This window comes from Paraburkholderia terricola, from assembly GCF_003330825.1.
GTDB lineage: Bacteria > Pseudomonadota > Gammaproteobacteria > Burkholderiales > Burkholderiaceae > Paraburkholderia > Paraburkholderia terricola.
On sequence record NZ_CP024942.1, the window covers coordinates 254,754 to 279,735 of the forward strand.

Here is a 24,982-nt window from a genome sequence, read left to right on the forward strand (position 1 = left end):
TTCGAGTGCATACATCAACTTTCTTGAACTTATTTGACGCAATGCAACATATTGCGGACACCTATTGTCTGTCGAAAGTGCTCACCTCGCGGGCGAGTTCAGCCACAGTCCGGGCCAGCGAGAAGGAGTGTCCCTGGGGGAAAACGGCGACAAACTGGACAGGTTCGAGTCGTGGAGACGTTGTGACGATTTTAAGCCTGCCACTTTCTATTTCGCCCGCGTAATGTTTTGCTGGCAGGTACGCGACGCCCATACCAGCCATCGTCATTGAAGCCGCCACTGCTACGCTTTTGCAGCGCGCGAGATAACGGCCGCGCACATGTTCATTCTGGAACCAGTCCTCGATCGCCGAATAGTGAAATGACTTCGGCTTCATCCCGATGATCGGGTAGCCCGCCAGCTCTGCCGGGCCGTATACGCGATCCTCAAGCCCCAACGCAGGGCTCGCCATCCACTCGAAGGCAACCGCGCCGAGCGACAACGTCGAGAGCTCTTGCGCACGCGAGTGACCGGGCGCAAGGACAAGCTCAAGTTCGGCTTGCGCAAGGCTTTCCATGAGCTCTGCTGTGAGCGCCTCCTCAATTTCAAGGCGTACGTTGGGATAGCGCTCCGCGATGGTGCGTATCAGTTCAGGCAACCACGTTGTCGTAATGACTTCGGCGACACCAAAACGCACCGTGCCGAACATCGATTCCGGCGCAGCGATGCGATGCTCGAGTTCTGTCGACAAATCGAGAATTCGGCTGGCGTATTCCATCAGCTCTCGTCCCCTCGGCGTGAGCCGTGCCGTTCTGTGGGTACGATCGAATAGCTCAACGCCAAGCGTGCGCTCGAGTTCGCGCACCCGCATGGACACTGCGGACTGTGTAGCATACAACCTCTCGGCAGCCGCCGAAAAACTGCCTAGCGTTACCGTCCAGAAAAACGTCTCCAGTTGTTGCAAAGTCACGTTTGCCTCCGCACGCTTCGTATTGAGGAAGTTCAGCCAGATCATTTCTGATCAGTGTACGCAGTGGCGCGGCATCCGTAAGCGGTGGAAAATCCTGGTGCTTTGCTAAGGCTGCGTGAGGGTTGCATGCTCGACGGGCTTCAGGGCGTCGAGCATCCTCAACGCCAGCTCATTGAGACGCTCGTTCGAACAGTGTGGTAAGGGAGGCGAGGCGAGAGGCGTCGCACGCCACAGGTTCGCGACCTACTGTTTTATGGCATTCCGGCTGGGACTTCGCTTGACCGGTTTGGGCCGCAAGTACGCATCCGCTTGCGGTGAGACCGGTCATTCGCCGCGCCGACATGCGAATGACAGGAAGGCGATCCGTAGCCGCCTGACGAACGCCGACACTCGAATGTCGGCAAAGGCCGAACTATTGTCCCAATGACTCGGGCTTGATTGACCGGACTGAACCGCCCCGGGAATCGTGGAGGCTGGTTGGTTTAAGTTAATACGGGTTCAGCGGCAGCTGTTTCAAGTTGCCGATAGTAGTTTGCCTCAGCTTCGGCGGGCGGGATATAGCCGAGGGGTCCCATCAATCGATGATGATTGAACCAGGCCACCCACTCCAGCGTTGCCAGTTCAACGGATTCCCGCGTTTTCCAGGCGCGGCGATGAATCAGTTCAGCCTTGTACAAGCCGTTGATCGTTTCAGCCAAGGCGTTGTCATAGCTGTCGCCCCGGCTGCCGACCGACGGTTCGATGCCCGCTTCGGCCAGCCGTTCGCTATAGCGAATGCTGACGTATTGGGCGGATTCAACCGGTCGTCGCAACACTAGAATGTTGAACGGATTTTAGGTAGGCGTCCAGGGTTTCCGCAGGCGTCTTCCAGCCGAGCGTTTTCCGGGGCCTTGCGTTTAACGTGTTAGCAACTGCCTGGAGCTCTTGAACACTCCATCTGGACAGGTCCGTGCCCTTTGGAAAGTACTGTCTTAGAAGGCCATTGGTGTTTTCGTTCGTACCACGCTGCCATGGACTGTGCGGGTCGGCGAAGAAGACCTTCACGCCCGACTCTTCACGCCCGACTCAATAGTAAAGCGTGCGTGATCGGCCAGCTCTTTGCCACGATCCCATGTCAGTGATCGCCACAACTGAGCAGGTAAGTCCCCCACAGTCTTCTTGAGTGCGTTGGCCATCGTGACAGCTCCATAGCCGGCGAGCGCGGGCCCGTTCTTCGTGCGTGGGATCACCCCATAGCCTTTCTCGCGAGGCAAGTGCACGAGCATCGTAAAGCGGCTTGATCTCTCCACCAACGTGCCGATGGCTGATCGATTTAAACCGATAATCAGATCTCCCTCCCAATGGCCCGGCACAGCACGATCTTGCACCTCTGCAGGCCGGCTGGAAATCATCACCTCCTCGCTGACATGCGCCCATGCCTTGGCACGCGCTCTCGCTCGGGGAACGCGCAAGGCACGCCCGGTGCGAAGGCAACCCACCAGCTCCCGCTTGAGTGCACCGCGCCCTTGAATATAGAGGGCTTGATAAATGGCTTCGTGAGAGATGCGCATAGATTCATCATCCGGGAAATCGGCCTTCAATCGATTAGCAATTTGCTCGGGTGACCAGCCGTTGACCCACTTTCGGTCCCCGCGATGTGGTTTATTGCGCCCCTTGAAGGGCGCCTGCCTGGGACCTGCAATATCACGGCCATCCGCGTCACGCACCTTGCCCTCCAAACGCTCCCGTACGTATTGGAGCAGCCGTGCATTACTCGTTAGCTTCGCCGGCTTTGGTCGTTTGGCGATCCGCTCCGCCTTCCACTGCGCGACCGAAGCACGATACTCGAGGTACCCACCACGTGTCGCCGCATTGCGGGTAAGCTCTCTTGAAACGGTTGATGGACTGCGTCCGATGCGGCGGGCGATTTCGCGTACACCGATGTCTTGAATAGAAAGCAATGCTATCTCTTCTCGCTCAGCGAACGACAAGTATCGACCAGCGATAGGTTTCGACATGAATAGTGGCATGCCGCCACGATAGCGGAACCAGCGCGAGCCTACCGCCTGAGACACGCCGACCGCCTCCGCTGCTTTCTCGCTTGTAATGCCGGTTCCGATCTGTAGCCAAAAGCGACGCTCGACCTCATTTCCAAGCGACGGCGCACCCGGTGAGTACATCGCTGCTCGCCCTGTCAACTGATACACCCGCTTTGCACTTTGAACCATGGCAACACCTCCTTAGTTTAAGGTGTTGCGACGACCGGTTGAATCCGCCTTGGGACCCTCTGTCCGAATGGTGTATCAAGGCCCCGTCGTCGCCCGGGCGTCGCGCGTAAAGCGCCTGTTCAAGTGCATCCAGAACGAAGTCCGTGGTCATCGAGGTGCTGACGCGCCAGCCGACAATACGGCGAGCGAACACGTCGATCACGAAGGCCACGTACAGCCAGCCCTGCCACGTCGAAACGTAGGTGAAATCCGAAACCCAGAGCTGGTTCGGCCGTGCCGCCTTGAACTGGCGATTGACCCGATCGAGCGGGCGCGGGGCTATGGCATCAGGAACAGTCGTGCGAACACGCTTGCCTCGCATCACGCCGCGCAAACCCAGTTGCTTCATCAACCGTTCGACCGTGCAGCGCGCCACCACGATACGCTCCCGGTTCATCTGCTTCCAGACTTTATCGGCGCCGTAGACCTGCATGTTGGCCCGCCACACACGCTCGATCTCCGGCCGCAGACGTTCATCGCGGATTGCGCGAACAGAGCGCCGCGACGGATCACGAAGCTGCGCGGCATGGCGTCGGTAGCCCGACGGGGCAATCCGCAAGACCTTGCAGATCGGCTCGACCCCGAAGGTGTCGCGATGCTGATCGATAAAGGCCTTCAGGACTTGAAACGGCGGTCGAGCTCCGCCTGGGCGAAAAACGCGCTCGCGACCTTGAGAATCTCGTTGGCACGACGCAACTCCTTGACTTCGCGCTCCAAGGCCTTGAGGCGCTCGCGCTCGTCTGAGGTCACGCCATCGCGCTCACCGTGGTCGACCTGGTCGCGCTTGACCCACTCGTGCAGTGTCTGCGGTGTGCAGCCGATCATCGGCGCAATCGATTCGACCGCCGCCCACATCGACGGATGTTCGCTACGCTGCTCGCGCACCAGACGCACTGCGCGCTCCCGGACTTCCGGGGAAAACTTGGTTACCTTCTTGTTCATGGCTCCATTCTGGTAAGAAGCCCTTATGACGGAGAAGCTGGCTGCACCGGATATCCAAGATCCGTGAGGCGTTTTAGCAATCGCTTGACGGTGTTCTGCATGTCATGCCGGGCGAAATAGTCTGCACCGAGATCTGCATATTCCACTCCATTACGAAGCAAGTGCCACGCTGCCGTGAGCATTGATGCAGCCACTGCGATGATTGCCTTCTTTGAGCCGCGCCGCGCCTTGATGCGAGTAAACTGGGCGAACAGGTAGCTGTTCTTCGTACGTACTGCGGCCCATGCGGCAGTCACGAGTGCCGTCTTGAGCCATGTGCCGCTCTTGCGAACGCGCGTACTGCGGCGCTTACCGGCGCTCTCGTCATTGCGGGGACACAGTCCAGCCCACGATATGAGGTGAGCGGAATCGGGAAAGCGCATCATGTCGACGCCAATCTCGGCCACCAGGACCCGGGCGGTCAGGTCACCGACGCCGGGAATGGTTTTCAGCAGTTGAACGTGCTGCCGGATTGGCGTCAGCGCGAGTCCCACCGCCGCATCCAGATCAGTCAGCGCGTGCTCAAGGGCGTCGATGAGCTGCAAATGGAGCGCGAGCATCGTACGGTGATGGGACGTTATGCGTCCGCGCAATGCTTCGCGTAGTTCACCCGTCTTCTTGCGCGCGTGACCTTGCGCAAGTGCCGCGAGCAGCACCGGATTGTTCTCGCCCGAGATGATAGCCTTCAGGATCGCGCGCCCGCTGCCGCCAAGTACGTCAGAAAGGACGCTGCCCAGTTTGAGATTGGCATCCTCGAGCAGCTTCTGGATACGCAGACAATGCTGGGCGATCTCACGCGTCAGTTGTTTGCGTGTGCGTGTCAGATCACGTAACTCCTGGATCGCCGCAGGCGGAACGAAGCTTGAGCGGATCAGCCCATGTGCGAGCAGGTCCGCGATCCACGTCGCGTCATTCACATCGGTTTTACGGCCCGGCACGTTCCGGATATGCGCAGCGTTGCCCAGCACGAGTTCGAAGGAGCCCTCGAGCACGTGCCACACTGGTTTCCAGTAAACGCCGGTGGCTTCCATGGCCACGTGGGAACAGCCATGGGCGGCCAGCCAGTCCGACAGCGCCAGCAACCCCTTCGTGGTACTGCAGAAGCTCTGCACTTCATGATGCGCTGGCGCAGACACACAACGGACGCAGGCGACGATGATGTCCTTATGGATGTCCAGTCCTGCACAGCGCGGATAGAGTACCTGCATGCTGCCCTCCTGCAAGATAGAGAATGGCAGCGGCGACAACCCTCGTTATCGGATTCTGGTAAGCGTGCTCCGGCAGGGCAACATGTGCCCTCGGTCACAATTCGGGGTGCTCGCAGGGTTGCGGGTCCAACTCTCAAACGGGCTCAGTGCACCAGATAATGGGCCGACCTCGACCACCGCTGCCTCATGATCGTATTCCTTCCCAGATCCGCCTGCAGCAGTCGTGCGCTTCATCCTTCGGGGTCGGGCAAAAACCCGATGAATCACTCTCAAGAGTTGGAGCCTCCACAAAATCCGGGGCGGTTCAGACCACTCCGTTAGCTGCCCTTGAGTGCTCGACGGCGCGACCGGCGGCAGTGGGTCGCGTGCTGCCGATCACAGGCTTGCGAGGTTCAAGTGCGCATGCCTTTTGCATGAGGCAGCGCGCGGCCATAAACAGCCTTTCGCGGTTGCGCAAAGATCGTCATTCAAGTGGCTGCTCCATACCGGTCAACGGACCTTCAACGCGGACATCCACTTCGTAACCTGCCGCCGTCGAATGTGTTCTCGCTAGAACTGCTTGTTTGCGCATGTTAACTGGCGGGTAACCGGCTGACGGGCAGCCGGTTACCGTGCAGTCGTGGTGAGTGCAGCGAGAACTCGAGCACCTCCTTGATACTGCCGGTTCGCGCTATTTCACCGCTTCCTCAAACATTTCCAGGAGCGATGTAAGCGGTTTTCACAGTCGTATAGAACTCGCGCGCATAGGTGCCTTGTTCACGCGGACCCAGGCTCGAACCTTTGCGCCCGCCGAACGGAACGTGGTAATCGACGCCCGCTGTCGGCGTATTGATCATCACCATGCCGGCCTGTATGTGGCGCTTGAAATGGCTCGCATATGCCAGCGACGTGGTGCAGATGCCGGCGGAAAGGCCGAATGGTGAGTCGTTGGCTACGGCAAGCGCTTCCTCGTAATGCGCGACCTTGATGACGGAAGCGATTGGACCGAACACTTCCTCCCTGTTGATCGTCATCGTCGACGTCGTGTTGGTCACGAGAGCCGGCGCCAGGAAGAATCCTTCGGTTGCCGAGGTAGCACGTCCACCGCCAAACACCGAACCACCTTCGGTGCGTGCGAGTTCGATATAACGCTCGTCCTGTTCCAGCTGTTTGGCATCGACAACGGGACCGATCTGCGTCGCCGCGTCCAGCGCGTTACCAATCCTGAGACTGCGCCTGCGCGCCTGCATGGCCTCGACGAAACGGTCGTGGATGCCGCCCGTCACGATCAGGCGGCTCGATGCGGTACAACGCTGGCCGGTGGAGTAGAAGGCGCCGTTGATGCAGGCCTCGACCGCGACGTCCAGATCCGCATCGTCGAGCACTACCATCGGGTTCTTGCCACCCATCTCGAACTGGAACTTCTTCCCGGTGGCGACGCATTTCGCGGCGATCGCCTGGCCGGTCGCAACCGAGCCCGTGAAGCTGATGGCATCCACGTCAGCTGATGTGACGAGTGTTTCGCCGACGATCGAACCCGTGCCCATGACGAGGTTGATTACGCCCGCGGGTGCACCGCTTTCGGCGACGATCCGGACGAGTTCCCATACGCTGCCCGGCACGAGTTCCGCCGGCTTGATGACGACGCAGTTTCCATACGCGAGTGCAGCCGCGATCTTCCAGGCGGGAATAGCGATCGGGAAGTTCCACGGCGTAATCAGACCGATGACGCCCAGCGGTTCGCGTGTGACTTCAAGCGTCAGTCCCGGGCGAACGGACGGCACGATCTCGCCGCCGACCCGCAATGCCTCGCCCGCGAAAAATTTGAAAATCTGTCCGGCGCGTCCCACTTCGCCGACTGCTTCGGCGAGCGTTTTTCCTTCCTCGCGTGCCAGCAGCTTACCGAGTTCGTTTTTGCGCGCAAGGATGGTGCTGCCGACCTCGTCGAAACCATGCAGAACGTCGGGTCGGCGATCCAGCGCTTAACTGACATCATGGGCGAGATCGCGGCAGCGTCGCACGAGCAGACTCGCGGCATTGAGCAGGTGAATCAGGCCATTGCCCAGATGGACCAGATCACGCAGCAGAATGCGGCCCTCGTTGAGGAGGCCGCGGCCGCCGCCGGGTCGTTAGAAGATCAGGCTCAGCAGCTGCGCGCTGCTGTCGCTGTGTTTCGCACTCGCTAGACTGAAGTGATACTCCGGTGAAGAACGCGGCTCGTGGATAGCGTCAAGCAGGACGTCCGGCGCATTGACTCAGGTTTTTTGTTACCGAGCCAGGGTCGTTGCCTCATGTAATTTGCTACCCGTCAGAATGCTGGCGGGAGCGACTTATGGCGAGGCAGCTCAGCATGACAACACGACGGGAATTGACCGAGGCAGTCGGTGAGCGGTACCGCCGTTCGGACCGGAATGAGAAGCGCGAGATACTGGACGAGTTTGTTCAGGTAACCGGCTATCACCGCAAGCACGCGATCCGCGTTCTGTGCCGGGAGCCTCAACCTCCGAGCGCGAGGCCCGGCCCGCAACGGCGGTATGACGATGAGGTGCGGGATGCCCTGATCACGCTATGGGAAGCCGCCGACCGGATCTGCGGCAAGCGCCTGAAGGCGCTCATCCCTACGCTGATCGACTCGATGACCCGGCATGGTCACCTGACCCTATCGAAGCAACTGCGCCAACGCATGGACCAGATCAGCGCCGCGACCATTGACCGGCTGCTGCGTGACGTCCGCGAACAGGCCTTCGCCGGTCAGCGCCGGCGCGCTGGTGGAGTCGGCAACGCAATTCGCCGCGCGGTGCCGATCCGCACGTTCGCCGACTGGAGAGATCCGCTACCCGGCTATCTCGAGGTGGATTTCGTCGAGCATTGCGGTGGCACCAAGATCGACGGCGACTTCGTGCACAGCTTCGTGATGACAGACATCGCGACCGGATGGACCGAGTGCCTGGCCATGCCCTATCGCAGCGGTGCATTCGTTCTTGAGCACATCGAGCGCGTTAGCCGTGCCTTGCCGTTTCCGCTGCGCGGTATCGATTGCGATAACGATAGCGCCTTCATGAACGAGGCCATATTCGATTTCTGCAAAGCGACGGGTATCGAACTGACCCGCTCGCGACCCTACAAGAAGAACGACCAGGCCTGGGTTGAGCAGAAGAATGGCTCAATCGTGCGCCGCCTCGTGGGGTATGGCCAGTTGCGTGGACTTGATGCTACCGAAACCCTCGCTTCCCTCTATGAGGTGTCGCGGCTGTACATCAACTTCTTCCAGCCGTCATTCAAGCTGAAATCGAAAACACGCCATGGTGCACGGGTGACCAAGCGCTACGAAGCGCCTCTGACTCCCCTTGAGCGGGTCTTGCGATCGGCGTCGATACCCGAGTCAACCAAGCGCAGGTTGCGTACGCGGTTTCGGGCGCTAGATCCATTGGACTTATTGCGCCGCATGCGCGAAGCACAGCAGCGCGTCGCACGATGCAGCGCATCGGGTACGGCGCCGATGGAAACACAAACGGCCGATCAAATCCCCCTCGCTAACTTCCTGGCGAGTCTTGGAACAGCATGGCACGAAGGAGAGGTTCGAGCGACGCATCGCCGAAAGGCGCACGTCGCACACACCTGGCGCAGCCGTGAAGATCCGTTCGAGCATACGTGGCCGACCATACAGCAATGGCTTGAGAGCGAGCCCGGGATTACGGCGAAGAAGCTGCATGAACGCCTCGTCGCGATGGCTCCGGCGATGTATTCCAGTGCCCAGCTTCGGACCCTGCAGCGCCGTGTGAAGGCATGGCGATCGAACCGTGCGAGAGAACTGGTCACAAGGATACTTGGTCATGCGGATGCGGATGCGGATGCGGTGAAGGCTGGCGCCGCTACGCAGCGCCAGCCTTCACCGCAAAACAACGGGTCCGTGACAACTACCCGGGAGTAACATCATCCCGTGAGGCAACACGACCGGACGTAGTCATTGTCGCCGCCCAGCGGCTCGGGCGCAGCGAACGCTCGTTGCCGATGCTATCTGGAGATTCGGAGGCAGCCAGGGCGGCGCCCCGGCCGTCTCGGTGTCGAGACGGAATGGTCACCGCCCTCCCTTCGGGGAGCTGGGCATGATTGAGGGCCTCCAGAACCGAACGGCATCAATGTGCCAAATCTATGGTCCACCCCATTTTTGCAACCCTGATCTTCGATGGAGAGTCGGCTTGCTTAAGAAGCTGTTGCGAAATTAGTTAAACCAAGGCTTGAGGCGCGTCCAGCAAATCAAGGCGCAAGCTAACGAGAGGAAAGCCTCGTGGATATGGGCGTAGCGTTCATAGCGAATCTTCAGGCGTCGAAACGAGTGAAGCCAGGCAATCGAGCGCTCGACTTGCCAACGCGTTTTGCCGAGTCCGCTGCCATGGGGCGAGCCAATTTTTGCGAGCACGGGCGTGATGCCACGTTCGCGCAAGCGCTGCCGATGTGGCTCGGAACTGTAGCCCCGGTCGCCCTGAACGATTTGCGGCTTGTGCAGGGGACGTCCCCGTTTGCCCCGGATATGTGGAATGGCCTGGACCAGTGCATCGAGCTGCGTAATGTCGTGGCGGTTTGCGCCGGTCAGGATGACCGCGAGCGGGATGCCTTGCGCGTCGACGATGAGGTGGTGCTTGCTGCCGAGCTTGCGCCGGTCCGTGGGATTCGGGCCGGTTTTTTTCCCGCCAGCATGGCGCGAATTGATGAGCTGTCGACGATGGCACGCGTTAAGTCGATTTCGCCACGGCGGCGCAGTTCGGCCAGCAGCGTTTCGTGGATACGTTGCCAGACACCGGCCTTCTGCCATGCGACGAGCCGTCGCCAGCAGGCGGTGCCTGAGCCGCAACCCATTTCCTGCGGCAGCAGGTTCCACGCAATGCCCGAGCGCAGCACGAACACGATGCCAGTCAGCACTGCTCGGTCTGGCGTCGGTTTGCGGCCCGCGTACTGGCGATTGCGCGGTGCTCGCGCGGGCAGAAGCGGTTCGATGAGTGACCACAATTCGTCGTCTATGAGTTCTTTAGGCATTGCTTCCTGTCAGGCAAAACAAGACAAGAAGTTAACACCAAGTCAGAAAAGTTAACAGACCCAAAACTTAATTTCGCAACAGCTTCTAAATCTATTCGGCGTCGTTGTGGGGATTGCTCCCTGCGCCACGATGAGATTCGCGCCTGACGATCCTTCACAGTGGGTCGGCTGCGAAAAGCCTGTCTGGCACTCAGGTTCTTCGCCAGGCCGGTGTGCCGTTCACGTCATCAATTTTCAACCGCAAAACCAGTTGAATGATTTCGATTACCCCAACTCTCGAATATCTATTTGGGAGACCCGAGGAACTGGTTGGAGCATTACATCGATATCGAGACCGGAGCTATGGTCGCGGCGAAGTGCTAGGGAGCACTGTCCTCAAAAGTGCGGTCAGTCTCCGGCCGAGGATTGCGGTAGGGATGCCCATTACTGAGCACCCCCCGCACAGATCCCGGCGTGCCCAATTCGGGCACCGGGCTCCTACCTCGGGTGTTTGACGGCGAAGCGCCGATCAGGCCACGGATGAAGGATTCGAGGGGGCGGAAGCCAGGCATTGGCGATTCGTCGCATTCGCTCCCACGTCATGGCGTCCTTCTGACTACGCCGCCGGAGCGTGCGCCGCCATAGATCGGTGACGTGATGTCGGAATGCGACGAGTGCCCGCGAGTTGGTAGGCACCGCGTGATACGCGAAGTATCCGCGAACCACCTGCCTGAGCCATTGCCCTTGCACTGGAATCGGTTCGTGCATGCGCTTCCGTAGCGCCTCCTTGATCTGCCTGAGTCTCGCCCGCATGCGATCCCCTCGGGTCTTCCGCTGTAACTGGAAAGCCCCGCGACGGGATCTGCCGCAGATGAAGATGAAACCCAGAAAGGTGAAGGTCTCCGGTCGGCCAAGACCCCGACTCTGGCGGTTGACCGTAAGCGTCAATCTGAGGCCGTCTTGACGATCAGAACTTGACCTCTGAGAGCCGCTGATTCGCGAGCACGAGATCGAAGGCGGCGGGATCGAAGCTGCCGCCACACCACTCGAGGAAGTGGTCGTGCTCCTCGTGCGTCGGATCGGTGATCGCTTCGAGGAAGTCGGCATATCCTGGCACTCCACCGACGTCTTCCGGCGGACACGCATTCTGCCCGTCTAGGCATAGCGGCCGGCTCATGTCTGGATCAGGCACCAGCGCCTTCTCGACCTTGATCCGATGCTGCCAGTTGTCACCGTAGTCGTAGATATAGGTGAATGATTTCAGCCCGCCCAGCGCCTTCGCCAGCGTGACCCGTGCTTCATTGAGCATCGGTGGATTGCTCTGGAATCCGAAGTCATCAGGTTCACCATAGTTGGTTTCGCCGAAGACGAACTCGTGCAGGTGCCCGCCTTCCCAGCCCATGGCCAGTTGCAGCACGACATGCAGCTTGTCCAGCCGGATCGAGCCGGGAACGATGATTCGTCGCCAGATCGCCGGCTTGATGTACTTCAGCTCAGCGCGCAGTACGTAATCGGGCACTGGCGCCTTGACCAGGCGCACGGCAGGTTTGCGGGGTTGGACCATCGGCTTGATTGTCAGGCGGCTTGCTGCTCGATGTGTGCAGCCGGCATCAGGCGCCACGGCAGCAACTCGTCGATGCGGTTGATGGGATGATCGGCGATGCGCTCAAACACCGTGCGCAGGTAGGCAAACGGCTCGATGCTGTTCAGGCGCGCCGTACCGATCAGGCTATAGATCACCGCCGCGCTTTGGCCACCGCCGTCGGAGCCTGCGAACAGATAATTGCGCCTGCCGAGAACCAGCGGCCTGATCGCGCGCTCCGCCGTATTGTTGTCCACCTCGACGCGCCCGTCTTCACAATAGCGTATGAGTGCATGCCAGTGTCCCAGCGAGTATCTGATCGCCTTCGCCAGCCCCGATTTCGTCGATACCTGTGACAGCGTGTGTTCGAACCAGGCCTTCAGTTCAGCGAGCAATGGGGCCGAGCGCAGCTGACGCGCAGACAGGCGCACGTCCGGCGTCTGGCCGCGAACCTCGCGTTCAACGGCATACAGCGCCCCAATGCGGCGCAGTGCTTCCTCGGCAATTGGTGAGCTGTCCAGCTTGTACAGGTCGTAGAACTTGCGCCGCGCATGCGCCCAGCACCCGGCCTCGATGACCGTGCCGTCACGATATAGCGCGTCATACCCGCTGAAGGCATCTGCCTGCAGGATTCCCGTGTAGCCCGCCAGATGTTCCCGAGGTCGTTCACCTTTGCGGTCGGGTGAGTACCTGTACCAGACCGCTGGCGGCGCGCGGCTCCCTGCCGGGCGGTCATCGCGCACATAGGTCCACAGGCGCGCCGTGCGTGTCTTGCCACGCCCCGGCTCCAGCACCGGCACGGGCGTGTCGTCGGTATGGATCTTGTCTGCGGCGCGCACGTAACCACCGAGCGCATCGGACAGCGGTTGCAGCAGCGCAGCCGCTTCACGAATCCACGATGCCAGTGTTGCCCGGTCCAGTTCGATGCCCGCGCGGCGATAGATGCCGGCCTGCCGGTACAGCGGCATATGGTCAGCGTACTTCGCGACGACGACCTGCGCGAGCAGCCCGGCACCCGCCATCGAGCGCGCTATCGGTCGCGAAGGTGCAGGCTCCTGCACCACTGCAGCACAGCGCGGGCAGCTCAGCTTCGGACGTACGTGACGCAGTACCTTGAAGTAGCCGGGCACATAGTCGAGCACCTCCGAGACGTCTTCGCCGAGCGCACGCATCTGTTTGCCGCATTCCGGGCATCCGCAGTTTGACGGCGCATGAACAACCGTATCGCGAGGTAAATGGGCAGGGAAGTGCCGCGGTTTGCGGCGCAGTGGAATAAGGTTCGTGGTGGCCGACGTATCCGCAGTCGCGTCGGCATCAGGCGCCTTCGCCGGTGCTGCCATATCTGGTTCAGGAACAGGCAGCTCACCGAGCGCGAGCTGCAACTGGTCCATCAGTTCTGTCATGCGCTCCGATGAGCGGCCATACTGCCATCGCTTCAGTCGCGAGATCTCGGCCAGCAACTGCGCGATGGTCTCGTCGCGCGAGGCGACGATGCGCTTGAGAGCGGCGATGTCATCGGGCAGATGATTGGCTGGCATGCATGCCAGTGTAAATGAAGCCCACGCGCTTGTGCGTTCCCGCACCCGGCGTTACGCGGCGTGCGTCGGCTGCCACGTCCGCTCTGGATGCCGCCAGTCAATCCCCTCGAGCAGCATCGACAGTTGGGCGGCTGACAGATGGACTGTTCCCGAGTCCGCCTGCGGCCACACGAAACGTCCACGCTCGAGTCGCTTCGCGTACAGGTTCATGCCGTCACCGCTCCACCATAAAATCTTGATGAGGTCACCGCGACGCCCACGAAACAGGAAGATGTGCCCCGAGAAGGGATCACGTCCGAGTGCTGACTGCACCAGCGCGGCAAGTCCATCCATGCCACGGCGCATATCGGTAACGCCCGCTGCCAGCCATACGCGGGTACCGCCTGGCGGCGTAATCATGCTGGCATCAGGCAGCGCAGCACGAGGCGCAGCTGCACGGGGTCGACCATGCCCGTGACGCGTACACGGGCACCGTTCAGTTCGATCTCGATGCCCGACGCTGCCGGTACGCTCTCGCGATGTGGCTCGACAGGCTGTAGAGCGAGCGACGCCGGGTCTGCGGCATCGCCGGTCGGTGCATCAGGTAGCGCTACGGGCAGCAACACCGCTGCGCTGTGCGCCACCCCTTCAAACAGGCCCGCCCGCAGTTGCCGGCGCCACTTGAACACCATATTCGGATTCAGTCCGTGCGCCTGCGCGAGCTTGGCCACCGAAATACCCGGCTCGCAGGCCGCGACGGCAACTTGCCGCCGGTACTCTGGTGTGTAGTTCGGTCGGCCCTTGCGGTTCGATGATCGCGCATTCCGTGTGTCCAAAGTAGTCCCCATCACTTGAAGTAACGGACATCACTTTGGACACCGGCTTCAGCTCTGTCCATGCGGCCACGAAATGACGCTTACGGTTGACCGCTGCATAGCGGCCGAACTCCAGCAGCCTCGTCTTGTCCGGATGTAGCTCAAGCGAGAACTCTTCCAGCCTCGATCGCATCGCGTCCCAGAAGCGCCGCGCGTCGGCTTCGTGCTCGAAGCCGACAACGATGTCATCCGCATACCGCAGGATGATCACGTTGCCCTTTGCTTCCCGCCGTCGCCACCGGTTGGCCCAGAGATCAAAGACGTAGTGCAGGTACACATTCGCGAACAGCGGTGAAGCCACTGATCCCTGTGGTGTACCGGTCTCACTGACGCTCAGCTCTCCGTCTTCCAGAACACCCGCCTTGAGCCACTTGCGCACAAGGCGGATGATGCGCTGGTCGCCGATCCGGTGCTCAATGAAACGGACTAGCCAACTCTGGCTAACCGAGTCGAAGAAGCTCCGAAGATCCGCGTCCAGAATCCAGTTCACCGGGGTGTGGGTGATGGCCGTCGCCAACGCATCCAGCGCATCATGTTGACTACGCGCGGGCCGAAACCCGTACGAGAAACCAAGAAAGTCTTCCTCGTATATCGCGTTCAGCACTTCCACCACCGCACGCTGGACGATCTTGTCTTCCAGCGCGGCAATCCCCAGCGGGCGCTGTTTGCCGTCCGGCTTCGGTATGTACTGTCGCCGAACAGGCAGTGCCCGGTACGCTCCGCTCTGTACCTGCGCGAACAGGCGCTGGAGATGCTCTTCCAGTCCTGCCTCGTAGTACCGCCACGTCAGGCCATCCACTCCGGGAGCCGCATTGCGTTTGAGCGCAAAGAATGCCATCCGAAGTCGGTCAACCGTGACGTGGTGTAGAAGCGCAGTGAACCGCTCCTTCTTCCGCTGTCTTGCAGCTTGCCGTACACGTTCCAGCCCCTGTGGCACGCTTGCCCGGTTCTGCGCCCGGTGCGTGTGTGGCTGACCCGTGTTCCCCTTGGTCCCCGCCCTTGGCTCCACCCACTCCGCAGCTGGTTCCCCAGCCTTGTTCGCGGGCTTCATCGCTACTATGGCGGAGTCTGACTTCTCCCGTCCGTTCATCATCGGCTACGGCTCCTCGCCTTCCCGATGCGGACCTGTCCATCCTGCGACAGGCCAGACTGGAGATCTCCCGGTTCCCGAACAAGGAGCGTGCGCACATGCCAGGTTCTACGACCACGCCGGGTCATCCGAGCGCTCGCGTTTGCGCGCTCAGACGTTTTGCCTTCCGCTACACAGACAGCGTCGGCACCCGGAATCAGTTTTCTATCGTGGCTCAATGGCTGGCCTGTACGTACCCCTGCCGACGCTTCGCCGACATCCTCGCGGATGCCTGCGCACGGCTCGGGGCCGATGTGGTTCGCTATTCCTTCATCGCAGTGGACTTGCACCACTTACTCCTTGCCGGTCTCCCGGCGCACCTGTGTGAAAACGCACGTTGAATAAGGTTCTCAAAGAAATCGACCCTTCAGATCGCGCTGTGTTGGCTTGGCAGTGACTTGGGAAGGGTAAAACGACACCCGAAAACCGAGTAGTTTTGTGTTTTCACACAGCCTCGGCCACCTTCCGCCTCTCGTCGGCGTATTTAGACGGACAGTCAAATGTCAGCTCTGCACGCCTCAGCGGAAGTTTGCAGTCGCGCGTCGCGAACCTGGTGTCGCAATATCATGAGGCAGCGGCACGTTAGTCCGCCGTCAGAGATCGTCGGTCGAAAGCATTATCCGCTCGCCCGTACCCGGCAACGCTTTCTGCTCCACAGTCTGCAAAAGCCGGCGCTTGCCAAGCTCGAAGGCAAGCATCAATTGTTTCGGGGTCTCGTTCACAGCGCCGAGTTTTTCACAAACCGTTTCAGCAGGAAGCGCAAAGGCGCAGTATCCCCAACCGAAAGCGTAGGCCGAAAACCATAGTGTCGAGTCGACGGTAAGGAGCGGTGCCGTAAGGTTCGTATGAGGCTGGCCCATGGCTGTCACTTCCTGACCGATAGGGGCGGTTTTTGATTTTCGCATAGCGGCCTTACAAGAGTTGTTCTCCTGCGGACTCGGTGACGAGTGGGCCGCATGTGCCACTACCCGCCAGGTTGACCAGCGCTTGACGCCCGTCCCTGCGGGCGGCGTTCTCAGTCAGGAAGGTTTTCTCACTGAAAGCAATGAGCTTGAATCCGCTCCCCCGTGCACGCGGGATGGTGATACCCCAATGCCAGCCTCCGGCTTGCTCGAAGACATGCAATACAGGGGCGATTGGCCCGTAAGCCTGGGAAGTCGTCATGGTGCGTTCTCCTGTCAATTCTCCTGTCACATTGCGACCGTGGGGCGAACGATTGCCGACGCTCCGCCTTTAGACTACCGCTATTCTGCTGCGCAGCAATGTATCGAGCACTGTTGTAATATCAAACGTCCCAGCGATCACCGCGCCGGCTCATCGACGAGCGCATGCCGTGGGCGTCCCGTACCAGGCGACGAGGACCACCCAACCTGGCAAGGCCAGGCGCCGCCAGAATATCGCCATACGCTTTGGGGGGTCCCGATACATTGCTCCTCACCTCGCACACATCCGAGCCTCGACGACCAACGTAAGCCGACCCGCTGTTCTCTTCCATTCCTGTTACCGACAGTGTCGCCACCTTTGATCGTGGGTACATTAGCCCCGCGAGGCCGGCACCGCGTGGTAGTGCGAGGACGCGCCTGGGAACCCGAAACCCGCGATCCGGCTCGACTGTACGTCGTTTCCAGACGAAGTGGTACATCGGCAGGGGATCAAGCGCCAAGGCTGCAGCGGACTGGCTGCTACTGATTCGATGAATGGAGCACAAAGAATCGGGGTAATAATCGTCAGTCCTGTTACTGATAGGGCGCCAGGCCTTCGCTCGATCCTGCGAGCGCTTGCCAGGCTCCGTCCGCAATCGCGCGCCGCTCAGCGGCCAACGCTGTTCGCGCGGCACCTGGCGTACGCGTGCGCCAACACATCTTCTCGATGGATCTTGTCGTGCAGCGCATGGAAGCGAAACCCGGCTTCTTTTCTTTGTTTCTAGCGTTGGCGGGTTATGCAATCGAAAGCGTCGATTCATCCGGACGACTCAATTCCACTGCACATTCATTCCCGGATTACCGGATATTCCGTGGCGAACTATAAAAGGATAGGAAATGAAGACGATCAAGATGTGGAAGCCTCGTACGCAAAGCGCCGTTAGCGTAAGCGTTGCCTTGCTTGCCGGGCTGTACTCGGCGGGCGCAGCGGCGTTCGACGTACATGATCACGAGCTTGAGTCAGTGAAGCATGTGTTGTTGATCAGCTTCGATGGTTTGCATGAGCAGGATGTCGCACGCTGCGTCGGTTCGAATGCGTGCCCGAATCTTGCATTGCTGGCCAGGTCGGGTACGACCTACACCAACGCGCACACGCCGGGTCTTTCCGATTCGTTTCCGGGCCTCGCCGCGCTCGTCACCGGCGGCTCGCCCAAATCCACGGGCCTGTTCTACGACGTGTCCTATGACCGCACACTGTTCGCACCGTCCGATAGCAATTGCACCGGCAAGCAAGGCTGGAACGTCGTATTCGACGAGACCACTGGCATCGATGGCGAAAACGGCGGTGCACTGACGCATCTCGACGGTGGTGGCGCGTTCAATCCGCAAGCAATTCCTCACGCGTTGATCAACGGAGTCTGTACGCCAGTGTATCCGCACAATTACGTAAAGACCAACACGATTTTCGAAGTGGTCAAAGGCCACGTGAAAGGCGCTCGCACCGCCTGGGCGGACAAACATGCGTGGGGCTACGACTGGCTGAATGGACCGTCCGGCACAGGCGTCGACGATCTTTCGCGCACCGAGATCAATTCGATTGATCCCGCTACCAATACGAGCTACACCGACGTCTATACGCACACGGAACAGTTCGATAATCTGCATGTGCAGTCGTTGATCAATGAAATTGACAGCAAGGATTCGACAGGTCAATCCAGCGCCGACGCGCCCACGGTGTTTGGAACCAACTTCCAGACATTGAGCGTCGCCCAGAAAGCAGCGGTTGCGACGGGTGGCGGCTATCTGGATGCGAGCTTCACGCCTGGTCCGCAGGTAGCCAACGCAATTGCTTATCTGGACAACGCGTTGGGTCGCATCGTGTCCGAACTCAAGCAGCGCAACCTTTATTCGTCGACGGCGATCATCGTCACCGCGAAGCATGGGCAGTCCCCGACCGACCATTCAATGCTGGTGAAGAACGGCGATACACTCTCGAAACTCCTTGAAGCAAGCAACTATCTGGATCCGAACGGCAACTTCGGGCAGAACAGTACGAAGAGCGGCAACCTCAATGATGGAACCGGGCTCGTCGGTACGGGTTTCGTGCAGACCGATGACATCGGCCTGATCTGGTTGCGCGATCAGAGCCAACTGCCTGCGGTCGTGAAGACCCTGAAAGACAACCTGAACTGCAACGCACCCGGCATTTGCGCGGACGGCCCGCAGGCATACATTCTGTACGGCCCGCGGTTGAACGACCGATTCGGTGAACCTGCCCGCGGCCGCACGCCTGACATCGTCGTCCAGCCGAACCCGGGGGTCATCTATACATCGAGCAAGACCAAGGACGAAGAACACGGCGGCAACGCCCCCGACGACAGCCATCTCGGTCTCGTGGTTTATGTGCCTCACGGCCGTCACGCTGGACGGACCAACGGCGAGCGTGTGCTGACCACCCAGGTTGCGCCGACGATCCTGCGTTTGCTCGATCTGGATCCTGAACTGCTGCACTCGGTCGCTGCTGAAGGAACGCGTACGCTGCCGGAGTTCGATGGCGAGCGCTTTTAGGTGAATGGCTGTACCCGCCGTGTCGTGCCTATTGCGGTCGGTGCCAGTTGAGCCACGGCGACCGGTCGACGCACATGCGGCGGCCGGTGCATATTCCCACGGATAACCGATCCCTGGAAGACGACGTCGCGGCTCGCGCAGCTTTGTACAGGTTGCGCGGGATCTTGCACCGACTATCCAAAGTGCCTGACGCACTCCAAGGGAAATCCACGAGAGCGCGTCACTACGGAATACCCGCGCCTTCATCGCGCGCTCAGGCAGGCTTCAGATCGTTTACAACTATAGCGTTCGCTCAATGCAGACCATAAATAAGTTTTACTTTCCGATTCACCATTGCAAAGCCATTGTGTGAAGCGTACTGCCGACCCCTCACTACCATTTCTTAAGATTCCTTAATGAATGAGCTGTCAGGTCAATAAACGGAAAGGAGACGACTGGATGGAAAAGCACCTGATGACCTCGATCTTGCTCGGAATGGCCGCGTTGACCGGCTGCGGCGGCGGAGATAACGTCAGCGGCCCCACTGTGCCGAAGCTCGTGGCGAATATCGCCGTGCCGAATGCCTCAAGCCCGTCGTTCAGTTTCGACATCGGCTACGTTGAAGCCGGAACGTACTTTCTCGCCGACCGCAACAACAAGGCAGTGGATGTCGTCGATACAAAATCGAACACGCTGGTCGCGCAGATCCCCGGACCGTTCACTGGTGCCGGCGCAACGACAAACGAGTCGGGTCCCGACGGAATCGTGGGCATCACCGGCACGAGCACGATTTATGTGGGTGACGTCGGCTCTGTCAAAGTGATCGATACCGCTGCGCGAAAGACGGTCAACACCATTGCCATCAGCACGTCCGGATCGCGCGTCGATGAGGGCTGTTACGATCCGGATGATCATCTCGTGATGTATGCGAGCCCTGGAGAATCGCCGCCTTTCGTCACGTTTGTTTCCACGTTGACCCAGAAGGTCGTGGTGACACTTCCCTTCAACGGTTCATCCGGGCTCGAAGCATGCACCTATGATCCTGCCTCGAAGAGCTTTCTGATCAACAACGATGGGACCACCGCCAATCCCGACGGCGAGCTCGATGTCATCGCCGCCAGTTCCGCAGCAGCGGGAAATCCATCTGTCGGCAAGTCGTTTGCGCTGGGCAAATGCGCACCGACGGGAATCGTACTCGGGCCGAATAACGACGTGCTCGTTGGATGCGATCCGTCAGCCGGCGATCCCCTCATCACGCTCATTCTGGACCGCACGAGCGGCGAGATTCGGGCCAGCCTGCCATTTGGCGGTGTGGACCAGGTTGGCTATGATCCGGCGTCCAACCGCTATTTCCTGCCTGCCCGGCACTACGTGTCGAGCGGAATTGCTGCCGAGTCGGGCTTCAGTCCGCAGATGGCGGTGATAGATGGCGCGTCACGGCAGTTGCTCTTCAAGATTCCAGTCGGCACAGGCGCGCATTCTGTCGCCATCGACAGCACGCGTGGACAGGTGTATGTGCCGTTCCAAGGCGGCGCGACCGACTTTCCCAACGGCGGCGTCTCGGTGTTCTCGACCCGCTAGCCAGTTCCGTTCGAGAGCTTCGACGAATGATTCCAGTGGAGCCACGAACCGTCGGATGCGCGTCGAATCGACCCGCATCCGGCGCGACAACCAGAGATTGAGAATCATCCAATGTGTGCAAGCACGATCAACGTCAGCGTGACGATAATTGCGCCGCCGATTCGCGTGGCGATCTGAGCGAATGGCATCAGTTGCATACGATTGGCTGCCGTCAGGATGGCAACGTCGCCCGTGCCGCCCTGACCGCTGTGGCACGCGTTTACGATCGCCGTATCGATCGGGTACATCTTCAACCGGCGACCCACCAGGAATCCGGTGCCCATCAGGGTTGCCACCGTGGCCACGATGGTCACGATGTTGGCGATGGTGAACGCGGCCATCAGTTTGTCCCAAGGTGTCATTGCCACGCCGATCGCGAAGAGCAGCGGATAGGTAACCGCAGTCGAGAAGAACTTGTAGACGACGAAAGCCCCCTCCTGAAGTGGCGGAGACACTGCCCGGGCGAGTTTGACCAGCACCGCGAGAAACAGCATGGCGACCGGCGCGGGCAGCCCGAACAGGTTCCGGCACATCAGCCCGAGCAGGTATAACGTGATCGCGGTAATGCCCGCCGCCGCGATGTGCGTGACGTCCACATGTCCGCGTATTTCCTCCTGCACCGGATCCATTGCGTCTTCCTCGCCAACTTGCAGCCGCCCTTCGCCGGTGAGATGAGGAAACCGCTTTCCGACCCTGTCCAGCAGGCCGGAGAATACGATCGCCGTGAGACTGCCGAGCATTACCGGCGGCAGGACCTGCGCAAACAGGTCGCCCTGCGGCAAGTGAAGGATCTCCGAATAGCCGACAGACAACGGGATCGCGCCTTCCCCGACGCCGCCCGCCATGATCGGTGCCACGATATAAAAGAACGTATGGTGCGCACCGAGTCCGAGCGCCATACCCACGAGCGTGCCGACGATACCGGCCGCGACGGAGCCGAGCGCGAGCGGAATGAAGATCTTGATGAAGCCCTGGATCAGTACGCGCCGGTCCATGCTCAGAATGCTGCCCACGATGATCGACGCAATGAACAGGTACAGAAAATTGGTCGACTTCGTGAAATCCGTCGTGAGCGTAAGGATCGGTTTGGGCAACAGGTGGTAGTAGCTTAGCGCGGACGGAATGAAGGTCGCGAAAATGGCGGCGGCGCCGATGTTGCGCACGATTGGCAGGCGCTTGCCGAGCTCGGCGCAGGTGAAGCCGAAGAAGGCCAATACTGCGATGGCCATCGATATCTCGCCGGGCACCTTGCCGGTGACCGCGAAGCCTGCAATCAGCGCAAGCAGAATCACGTAGACGGGCAGCGGAATGATGCCTATCCGGTATTCCATCAGCTTCCACCAGCCTTCGGGCCAGAAGCGCGGTTTGACTGCCAGTTGTTGCGCCGGCGGCGGTGCGGGCGGTGAGGTGTGTGAAGTGGCTTGCACGAAGTGTCTCCTCGCGGTTGAAGGCTGGCGGCTGCGTTGCAGCGAAGCGTCGGAATGCGCTCCCGCCATTCTGTTCAATGGATCCTGGTGGTGGCTTCGGCGCTCAGGCGAAATCGTCGATGGATGCGAAATCCATCTGAAGATCACAGCGCATCATGCGCCCTGGTGCAAAGTAATCATCGCAGGGCGTTGCGCCTCTGGGGAAAGACATTCCGCCTTCAGTCATCGCTAGATCCCGTGTCAATGAATGATGTAAGCCATCTCGATTTCCTCCTTCATGTCCCCCGGCAAAAGAGGATCGCAGCGCCGATGATCCCCGCGAGGAACACCCAGAAAAGCGTGCTCTCAACCCTTGCGGGACCGAAGAGCCTGATACAAAGAAGCCCGGCACTGCCAACACCGCCGAGAAAGACCAGCAGGTCGCTACATGTAAGAGCTACCGCACCATCAGGCGGGGAAGCGTATTGCCCGAACGCATACGCCTTCAACATCAGGCCTCCAAGACAGACGCAGATGAGGACCGCAAATGGCCACCGCTCGATTTCGGTATCTTTCATCGCTGTCTCCACACGTCGCGTTGATTGCAGGCCTGCGCCAGGGAGTGATTCCGGCACCGTGGGGGCATCGTGGGTAAATGGCATGTCCACTCATTGCTCCCCGCTGCTGCCGTATGGTCGATGAGCTACTGTCAACCTGCGGCGTGACGCCGCTCTCCAAGGAGCGGCGCTTTTCTGGACGATTTGCAATGGATTATAGAAACCGGATGCCTTCTGCCAGCTTTCTGTGCGGCTGCGAAATCGTCGGCGTTAACCCGCAACGCCCGGTTTTCTGTTCCATCCGGACCGTAAGACACACGATATACAGCCGCGCGTGTACCTTTCATTCCTCTTGATCATTGTCTGCCCCCGCCGTCAGCGGAATGCGTAACGAAATGGCTGTGCCCGTGCCGGGTGCACTGTCGATTGTCATCGACCCGCCGATCAGGCGCGCGCGTTCCCGCATGCCGAGCAGGCCGTACGAATTGCCGCTGTACGCCGTCGCCGGATCGAAACCGCGGCCATCGTCGCTGACACAGAGGTCGAGTGCCGTCGCGGTGCTGGTCAGCGTGACGTCGGCACGGCTCGCACCCGCATGACGCAAAACGTTGGTCAGCGAAGCCTGCACAATCCGGAACACCGCGGTTGCGCAGGCCTCAGGCAGCACCGGCTCGCCGCCATTGATGCGCAACTGGCACGGAATGCCGTTGCGCCGGCCGAAGCCCTCGACCAGCCACTCGAGTGCCGAAACGATCCCGAAGTTCAGCGCCGCCGGCCGCAGATGGTTCGCGACATTGCGGACCATCCAGATCGTTTTCTCGACGAGTTCGCGCATGTCGTCCGCCTTCTGTTTCGCGTCGGGGTTATCGCCAAGCCGCATCTTCAGCAGAGCAACGTCCATCTTCAATGCCGTCAGCAACTGGCCCAGTTCGTCGTGAATTTCCAACGCAATGCGCTTGCGTTCTTCTTCCCGGATAGCCTCCATGTGCGCGGACACTTCGCGTAACTGCTCGCGCGATTCGACCAACTCCTGCTCCGCGCGCGTGCGTTCCTCGATCTCCTGCTGCATGCTTTCGTTGGCCTGCGTCAATGCTGCCGTGCGTTGCCGAACCGTGACCTCCAGCCGGTCGTTGGCGCTGCGCAACGCGCCTTGTGCGTTGAGCTTTTCGGTGATCGCACGCCGACGCTGGATCGCGTAGAGACAGTAGAGTCCCGCGATCAGGAAGCCGCCCGTGACAAACGCGAGCGCGATGAACTGCTGACGCCGCGCTCCGGCGACGTCTAGCAGGACCATGATCGATTCGTCACCCTGAGGCGCTGGTCGCGTCACTACCAGATAGCGCCTGTCATGGTTGGGGTGGGTCCAATCGGGAAAGCGCGCGAACCAGGCCATGGAACTCCAGTCGCCAAGACGGCGATGGGGCAGCGCCTGAACCGTGCGGCCCGCGTACTGTCGCGATGCCCGGATCTGGCGCTGCTGCTCCGCCGTGACGGATCGGAGCGCCATGAATTTCCACCCAGGCACCGTCGAAATGACGATTACGCCATTGCCGTCGACCACCATGGCTGCTTCAGCCGGCGTTCGCCATGCAGATTCGAGCGCATCGAGACTGACCTTGACCGCCGTTACGCCGATTGGCACTGTGCCGTCGTGCACCGCGCTCGCGAAATACAGACCGGGTATGCCCGTATTGGTGCCGATGCCGAAAAACCGGCCCGAGCCGCGTGCCAGCGCGTCCCTGAAATACGGCCGGTACGCTACGTTGGTGCCAATGAAGCTTACCGGCTGATTCCAGTTACTCGCTGCAATGACCGACCCGTGCAGGTCGATGACGTCCACGGCGACGCTGCCGGCTTCGCGATTCACTGCCTCGAGGTAAGTATTGACGGTTTGCAGCAGTTCCGGCGGTGCGGGGGACGCCGCGCTCAACAATGCCCGCACGCTCTCCTGGCGCGCGACGATTGCGGGCATCATCTCGTGCCTGACCAGTTCGCTCTGCAGATCGGCAGCGTACAGGGCGAGCCGGTGGGCACCGACCTCTGTCAGCGCGTCGATCGCGCGCTCCCACACGAATTCGACGGCGACCGCTGCGACGCCAAAGTACAGCGCCGCCGCGGCCGACCAGCCCCATAAAGGGATACCTCTCATCTTCATGTGCACGTTCGACTCCGGGTGCCCTCAAGGACCGGACTGTTACATACATACGCGACTTGCCGCCATCCCGAAGTAT

The 24,982-nt window shown here is 60.3% G+C and carries 15 protein-coding genes, 6 pseudogenes and 1 other annotated feature; of the genes and pseudogenes, 4 read left to right on the forward strand and 17 right to left on the reverse strand.

The window, feature by feature from the left end; genetic code table 11:
* Positions 1–61 precede the first annotated feature (61 nt).
* From CUJ90_RS19590 to CUJ90_RS19615, 6 genes and pseudogenes are all read right to left on the reverse strand, one after another.
* The gene (locus tag CUJ90_RS19590) at positions 62–994 is read right to left on the reverse strand and encodes a LysR family transcriptional regulator (RefSeq protein ID WP_073431992.1); all 933 of its coding nucleotides are present in this window, start codon (positions 992–994) and stop codon (positions 62–64) included.
* A 437-nt stretch (positions 995–1,431) separates the two neighbouring features.
* Positions 1,432–1,740, reverse strand: a pseudogene (locus CUJ90_RS19595) (integrase core domain-containing protein); the annotation flags it as partial.
* 4 nt (positions 1,741–1,744) lie between these two features.
* Positions 1,745–3,156 (reverse strand): annotated as a pseudogene (locus tag CUJ90_RS19600) (IS30 family transposase).
* A gap of 42 nt (positions 3,157–3,198) precedes the next feature.
* Positions 3,199–4,137 (reverse strand): annotated as a pseudogene (locus CUJ90_RS19605) (IS3 family transposase); the annotation flags it as partial.
* Positions 3,740–3,856 (reverse strand) — a sequence feature (AL1L pseudoknot). (Overlaps the previous pseudogene by 117 nt.)
* A 23-nt stretch (positions 4,138–4,160) precedes the next feature.
* Positions 4,161–5,384, reverse strand: coding sequence for an IS110 family RNA-guided transposase (locus CUJ90_RS19610; protein ID WP_073431994.1), 1,224 nt, complete (start codon positions 5,382–5,384; stop codon positions 4,161–4,163).
* Between the two features lie 686 nt (positions 5,385–6,070).
* Positions 6,071–7,336, reverse strand: a pseudogene (locus CUJ90_RS19615) (aldehyde dehydrogenase family protein); the annotation flags it as partial.
* Between CUJ90_RS19615 and CUJ90_RS19620 the strand changes: the two are divergent.
* Positions 7,310–7,549: pseudogene (locus CUJ90_RS19620) on the forward strand (methyl-accepting chemotaxis protein); the annotation flags it as partial. The pseudogenes CUJ90_RS19615 and CUJ90_RS19620 sit on opposite strands and share 27 nt — an antisense overlap.
* Before the next feature lie 146 nt (positions 7,550–7,695).
* Entirely contained in the window at positions 7,696–9,294 is a 1,599-nt protein-coding gene (locus tag CUJ90_RS19625; protein ID WP_114162142.1) for an integrase catalytic domain-containing protein, read from the forward strand.
* A gap of 291 nt (positions 9,295–9,585) precedes the next feature.
* Here the strand turns inward: CUJ90_RS19625 and CUJ90_RS19630 are convergent.
* From CUJ90_RS19630 to CUJ90_RS19675, 8 genes and pseudogenes are all read right to left on the reverse strand, one after another.
* A protein-coding gene (locus CUJ90_RS19630; protein ID WP_114161924.1) for an IS5 family transposase occupies positions 9,586–10,397 on the reverse strand; the annotation gives its coding sequence in 2 pieces (ribosomal slippage) (positions 9,586–10,058 and positions 10,058–10,397; 813 coding nt in all).
* Positions 10,398–11,343: 946 nt separating this feature from the next.
* Entirely contained in the window at positions 11,344–11,940 is a 597-nt protein-coding gene (locus CUJ90_RS19640) for a plasmid pRiA4b ORF-3 family protein (protein ID WP_073430804.1), read from the reverse strand.
* A gap of 11 nt (positions 11,941–11,951) precedes the next feature.
* Entirely contained in the window at positions 11,952–13,496 is a 1,545-nt protein-coding gene (tnpC, locus tag CUJ90_RS19645) for an IS66 family transposase (protein ID WP_114163687.1), read from the reverse strand.
* Positions 13,497–13,547: 51 nt separating this feature from the next.
* Positions 13,548–13,895 (reverse strand): IS66 family insertion sequence element accessory protein TnpB, encoded by a 348-nt coding sequence (gene tnpB / locus CUJ90_RS19650; protein ID WP_114163688.1) that lies wholly within the window; start codon positions 13,893–13,895, stop codon positions 13,548–13,550.
* Positions 13,892–14,323, reverse strand: coding sequence for an IS66-like element accessory protein TnpA (gene tnpA / locus CUJ90_RS33760; RefSeq protein WP_073430870.1), 432 nt, complete (start codon positions 14,321–14,323; stop codon positions 13,892–13,894). The genes tnpB and tnpA overlap by 4 nt, the downstream gene beginning before the upstream one ends.
* A gap of 103 nt (positions 14,324–14,426) precedes the next feature.
* A pseudogene (locus CUJ90_RS19660) lies at positions 14,427–15,443 on the reverse strand (reverse transcriptase domain-containing protein); the annotation flags it as partial.
* Positions 15,444–16,072: 629 nt separating this feature from the next.
* Complete coding sequence (locus CUJ90_RS19670; RefSeq protein WP_073431995.1) at positions 16,073–16,339, reverse strand: hypothetical protein; 267 nt, start codon at positions 16,337–16,339, stop codon at positions 16,073–16,075.
* A 52-nt stretch (positions 16,340–16,391) separates the two neighbouring features.
* Entirely contained in the window at positions 16,392–16,643 is a 252-nt protein-coding gene (locus CUJ90_RS19675) for a hypothetical protein (RefSeq protein WP_073431996.1), read from the reverse strand.
* A gap of 875 nt (positions 16,644–17,518) precedes the next feature.
* Here CUJ90_RS19675 and CUJ90_RS19680 point away from each other — a divergent pair.
* Positions 17,519–19,189 carry an alkaline phosphatase family protein gene (locus tag CUJ90_RS19680; protein ID WP_114163737.1) on the forward strand — a complete coding sequence of 557 codons (1,671 nt, stop codon included), beginning with the start codon at positions 17,519–17,521 and terminating at the stop codon, positions 19,187–19,189.
* A gap of 438 nt (positions 19,190–19,627) precedes the next feature.
* Positions 19,628–20,749, forward strand: coding sequence for a YncE family protein (locus tag CUJ90_RS19685; RefSeq protein ID WP_114163738.1), 1,122 nt, complete (start codon positions 19,628–19,630; stop codon positions 20,747–20,749).
* Positions 20,750–20,853: 104 nt separating this feature from the next.
* On the opposite strand, the gene CUJ90_RS19690 is transcribed toward CUJ90_RS19685, so the two are convergent.
* From CUJ90_RS19690 to CUJ90_RS33010, 3 genes are all read right to left on the reverse strand, one after another.
* Positions 20,854–22,215, reverse strand: coding sequence for a 2-hydroxycarboxylate transporter family protein (locus CUJ90_RS19690; RefSeq protein WP_073432020.1), 1,362 nt, complete (start codon positions 22,213–22,215; stop codon positions 20,854–20,856).
* A 275-nt stretch (positions 22,216–22,490) separates the two neighbouring features.
* On the reverse strand, positions 22,491–22,772 hold the full coding sequence (locus tag CUJ90_RS19695; protein ID WP_083086121.1) for a hypothetical protein: 282 nt from the start codon (positions 22,770–22,772) through the stop codon (positions 22,491–22,493).
* A gap of 322 nt (positions 22,773–23,094) precedes the next feature.
* Entirely contained in the window at positions 23,095–24,906 is a 1,812-nt protein-coding gene (locus tag CUJ90_RS33010; RefSeq protein ID WP_244220093.1) for a sensor histidine kinase, read from the reverse strand.
* Positions 24,907–24,982 lie beyond the last annotated feature (76 nt).

Bases quoted from the DNA above. Each gene is read 5' to 3' on its own strand.
- CUJ90_RS19590 (WP_073431992.1), bottom strand. From the start codon at position 994: ATGATCTGGCTGAACTTCCTCAATACGAAGCGTGCGGAGGCAAACGTG.
- CUJ90_RS19610 (WP_073431994.1), bottom strand. From the start codon at position 5,384: ATGCAGGTACTCTATCCGCGCTGTGCAGGACTGGACATCCATAAGGAC.
- CUJ90_RS19625 (WP_114162142.1), top strand. From the start codon at position 7,696: ATGGCGAGGCAGCTCAGCATGACAACACGACGGGAATTGACCGAGGCA.
- CUJ90_RS19640 (WP_073430804.1), bottom strand. From the start codon at position 11,940: ATGGTCCAACCCCGCAAACCTGCCGTGCGCCTGGTCAAGGCGCCAGTG.
- tnpC (WP_114163687.1), bottom strand. From the start codon at position 13,496: ATGCCAGCCAATCATCTGCCCGATGACATCGCCGCTCTCAAGCGCATC.
- tnpB (WP_114163688.1), bottom strand. From the start codon at position 13,895: ATGATTACGCCGCCAGGCGGTACCCGCGTATGGCTGGCAGCGGGCGTT.
- tnpA (WP_073430870.1), bottom strand. From the start codon at position 14,323: ATGGGGACTACTTTGGACACACGGAATGCGCGATCATCGAACCGCAAG.
- CUJ90_RS19670 (WP_073431995.1), bottom strand. From the start codon at position 16,339: ATGGGCCAGCCTCATACGAACCTTACGGCACCGCTCCTTACCGTCGAC.
- CUJ90_RS19675 (WP_073431996.1), bottom strand. From the start codon at position 16,643: ATGACGACTTCCCAGGCTTACGGGCCAATCGCCCCTGTATTGCATGTC.
- CUJ90_RS19680 (WP_114163737.1), top strand. From the start codon at position 17,519: ATGAAGACGATCAAGATGTGGAAGCCTCGTACGCAAAGCGCCGTTAGC.
- CUJ90_RS19685 (WP_114163738.1), top strand. From the start codon at position 19,628: ATGGAAAAGCACCTGATGACCTCGATCTTGCTCGGAATGGCCGCGTTG.
- CUJ90_RS19695 (WP_083086121.1), bottom strand. From the start codon at position 22,772: ATGAAAGATACCGAAATCGAGCGGTGGCCATTTGCGGTCCTCATCTGC.
- CUJ90_RS33010 (WP_244220093.1), bottom strand. From the start codon at position 24,906: ATGAAGATGAGAGGTATCCCTTTATGGGGCTGGTCGGCCGCGGCGGCG.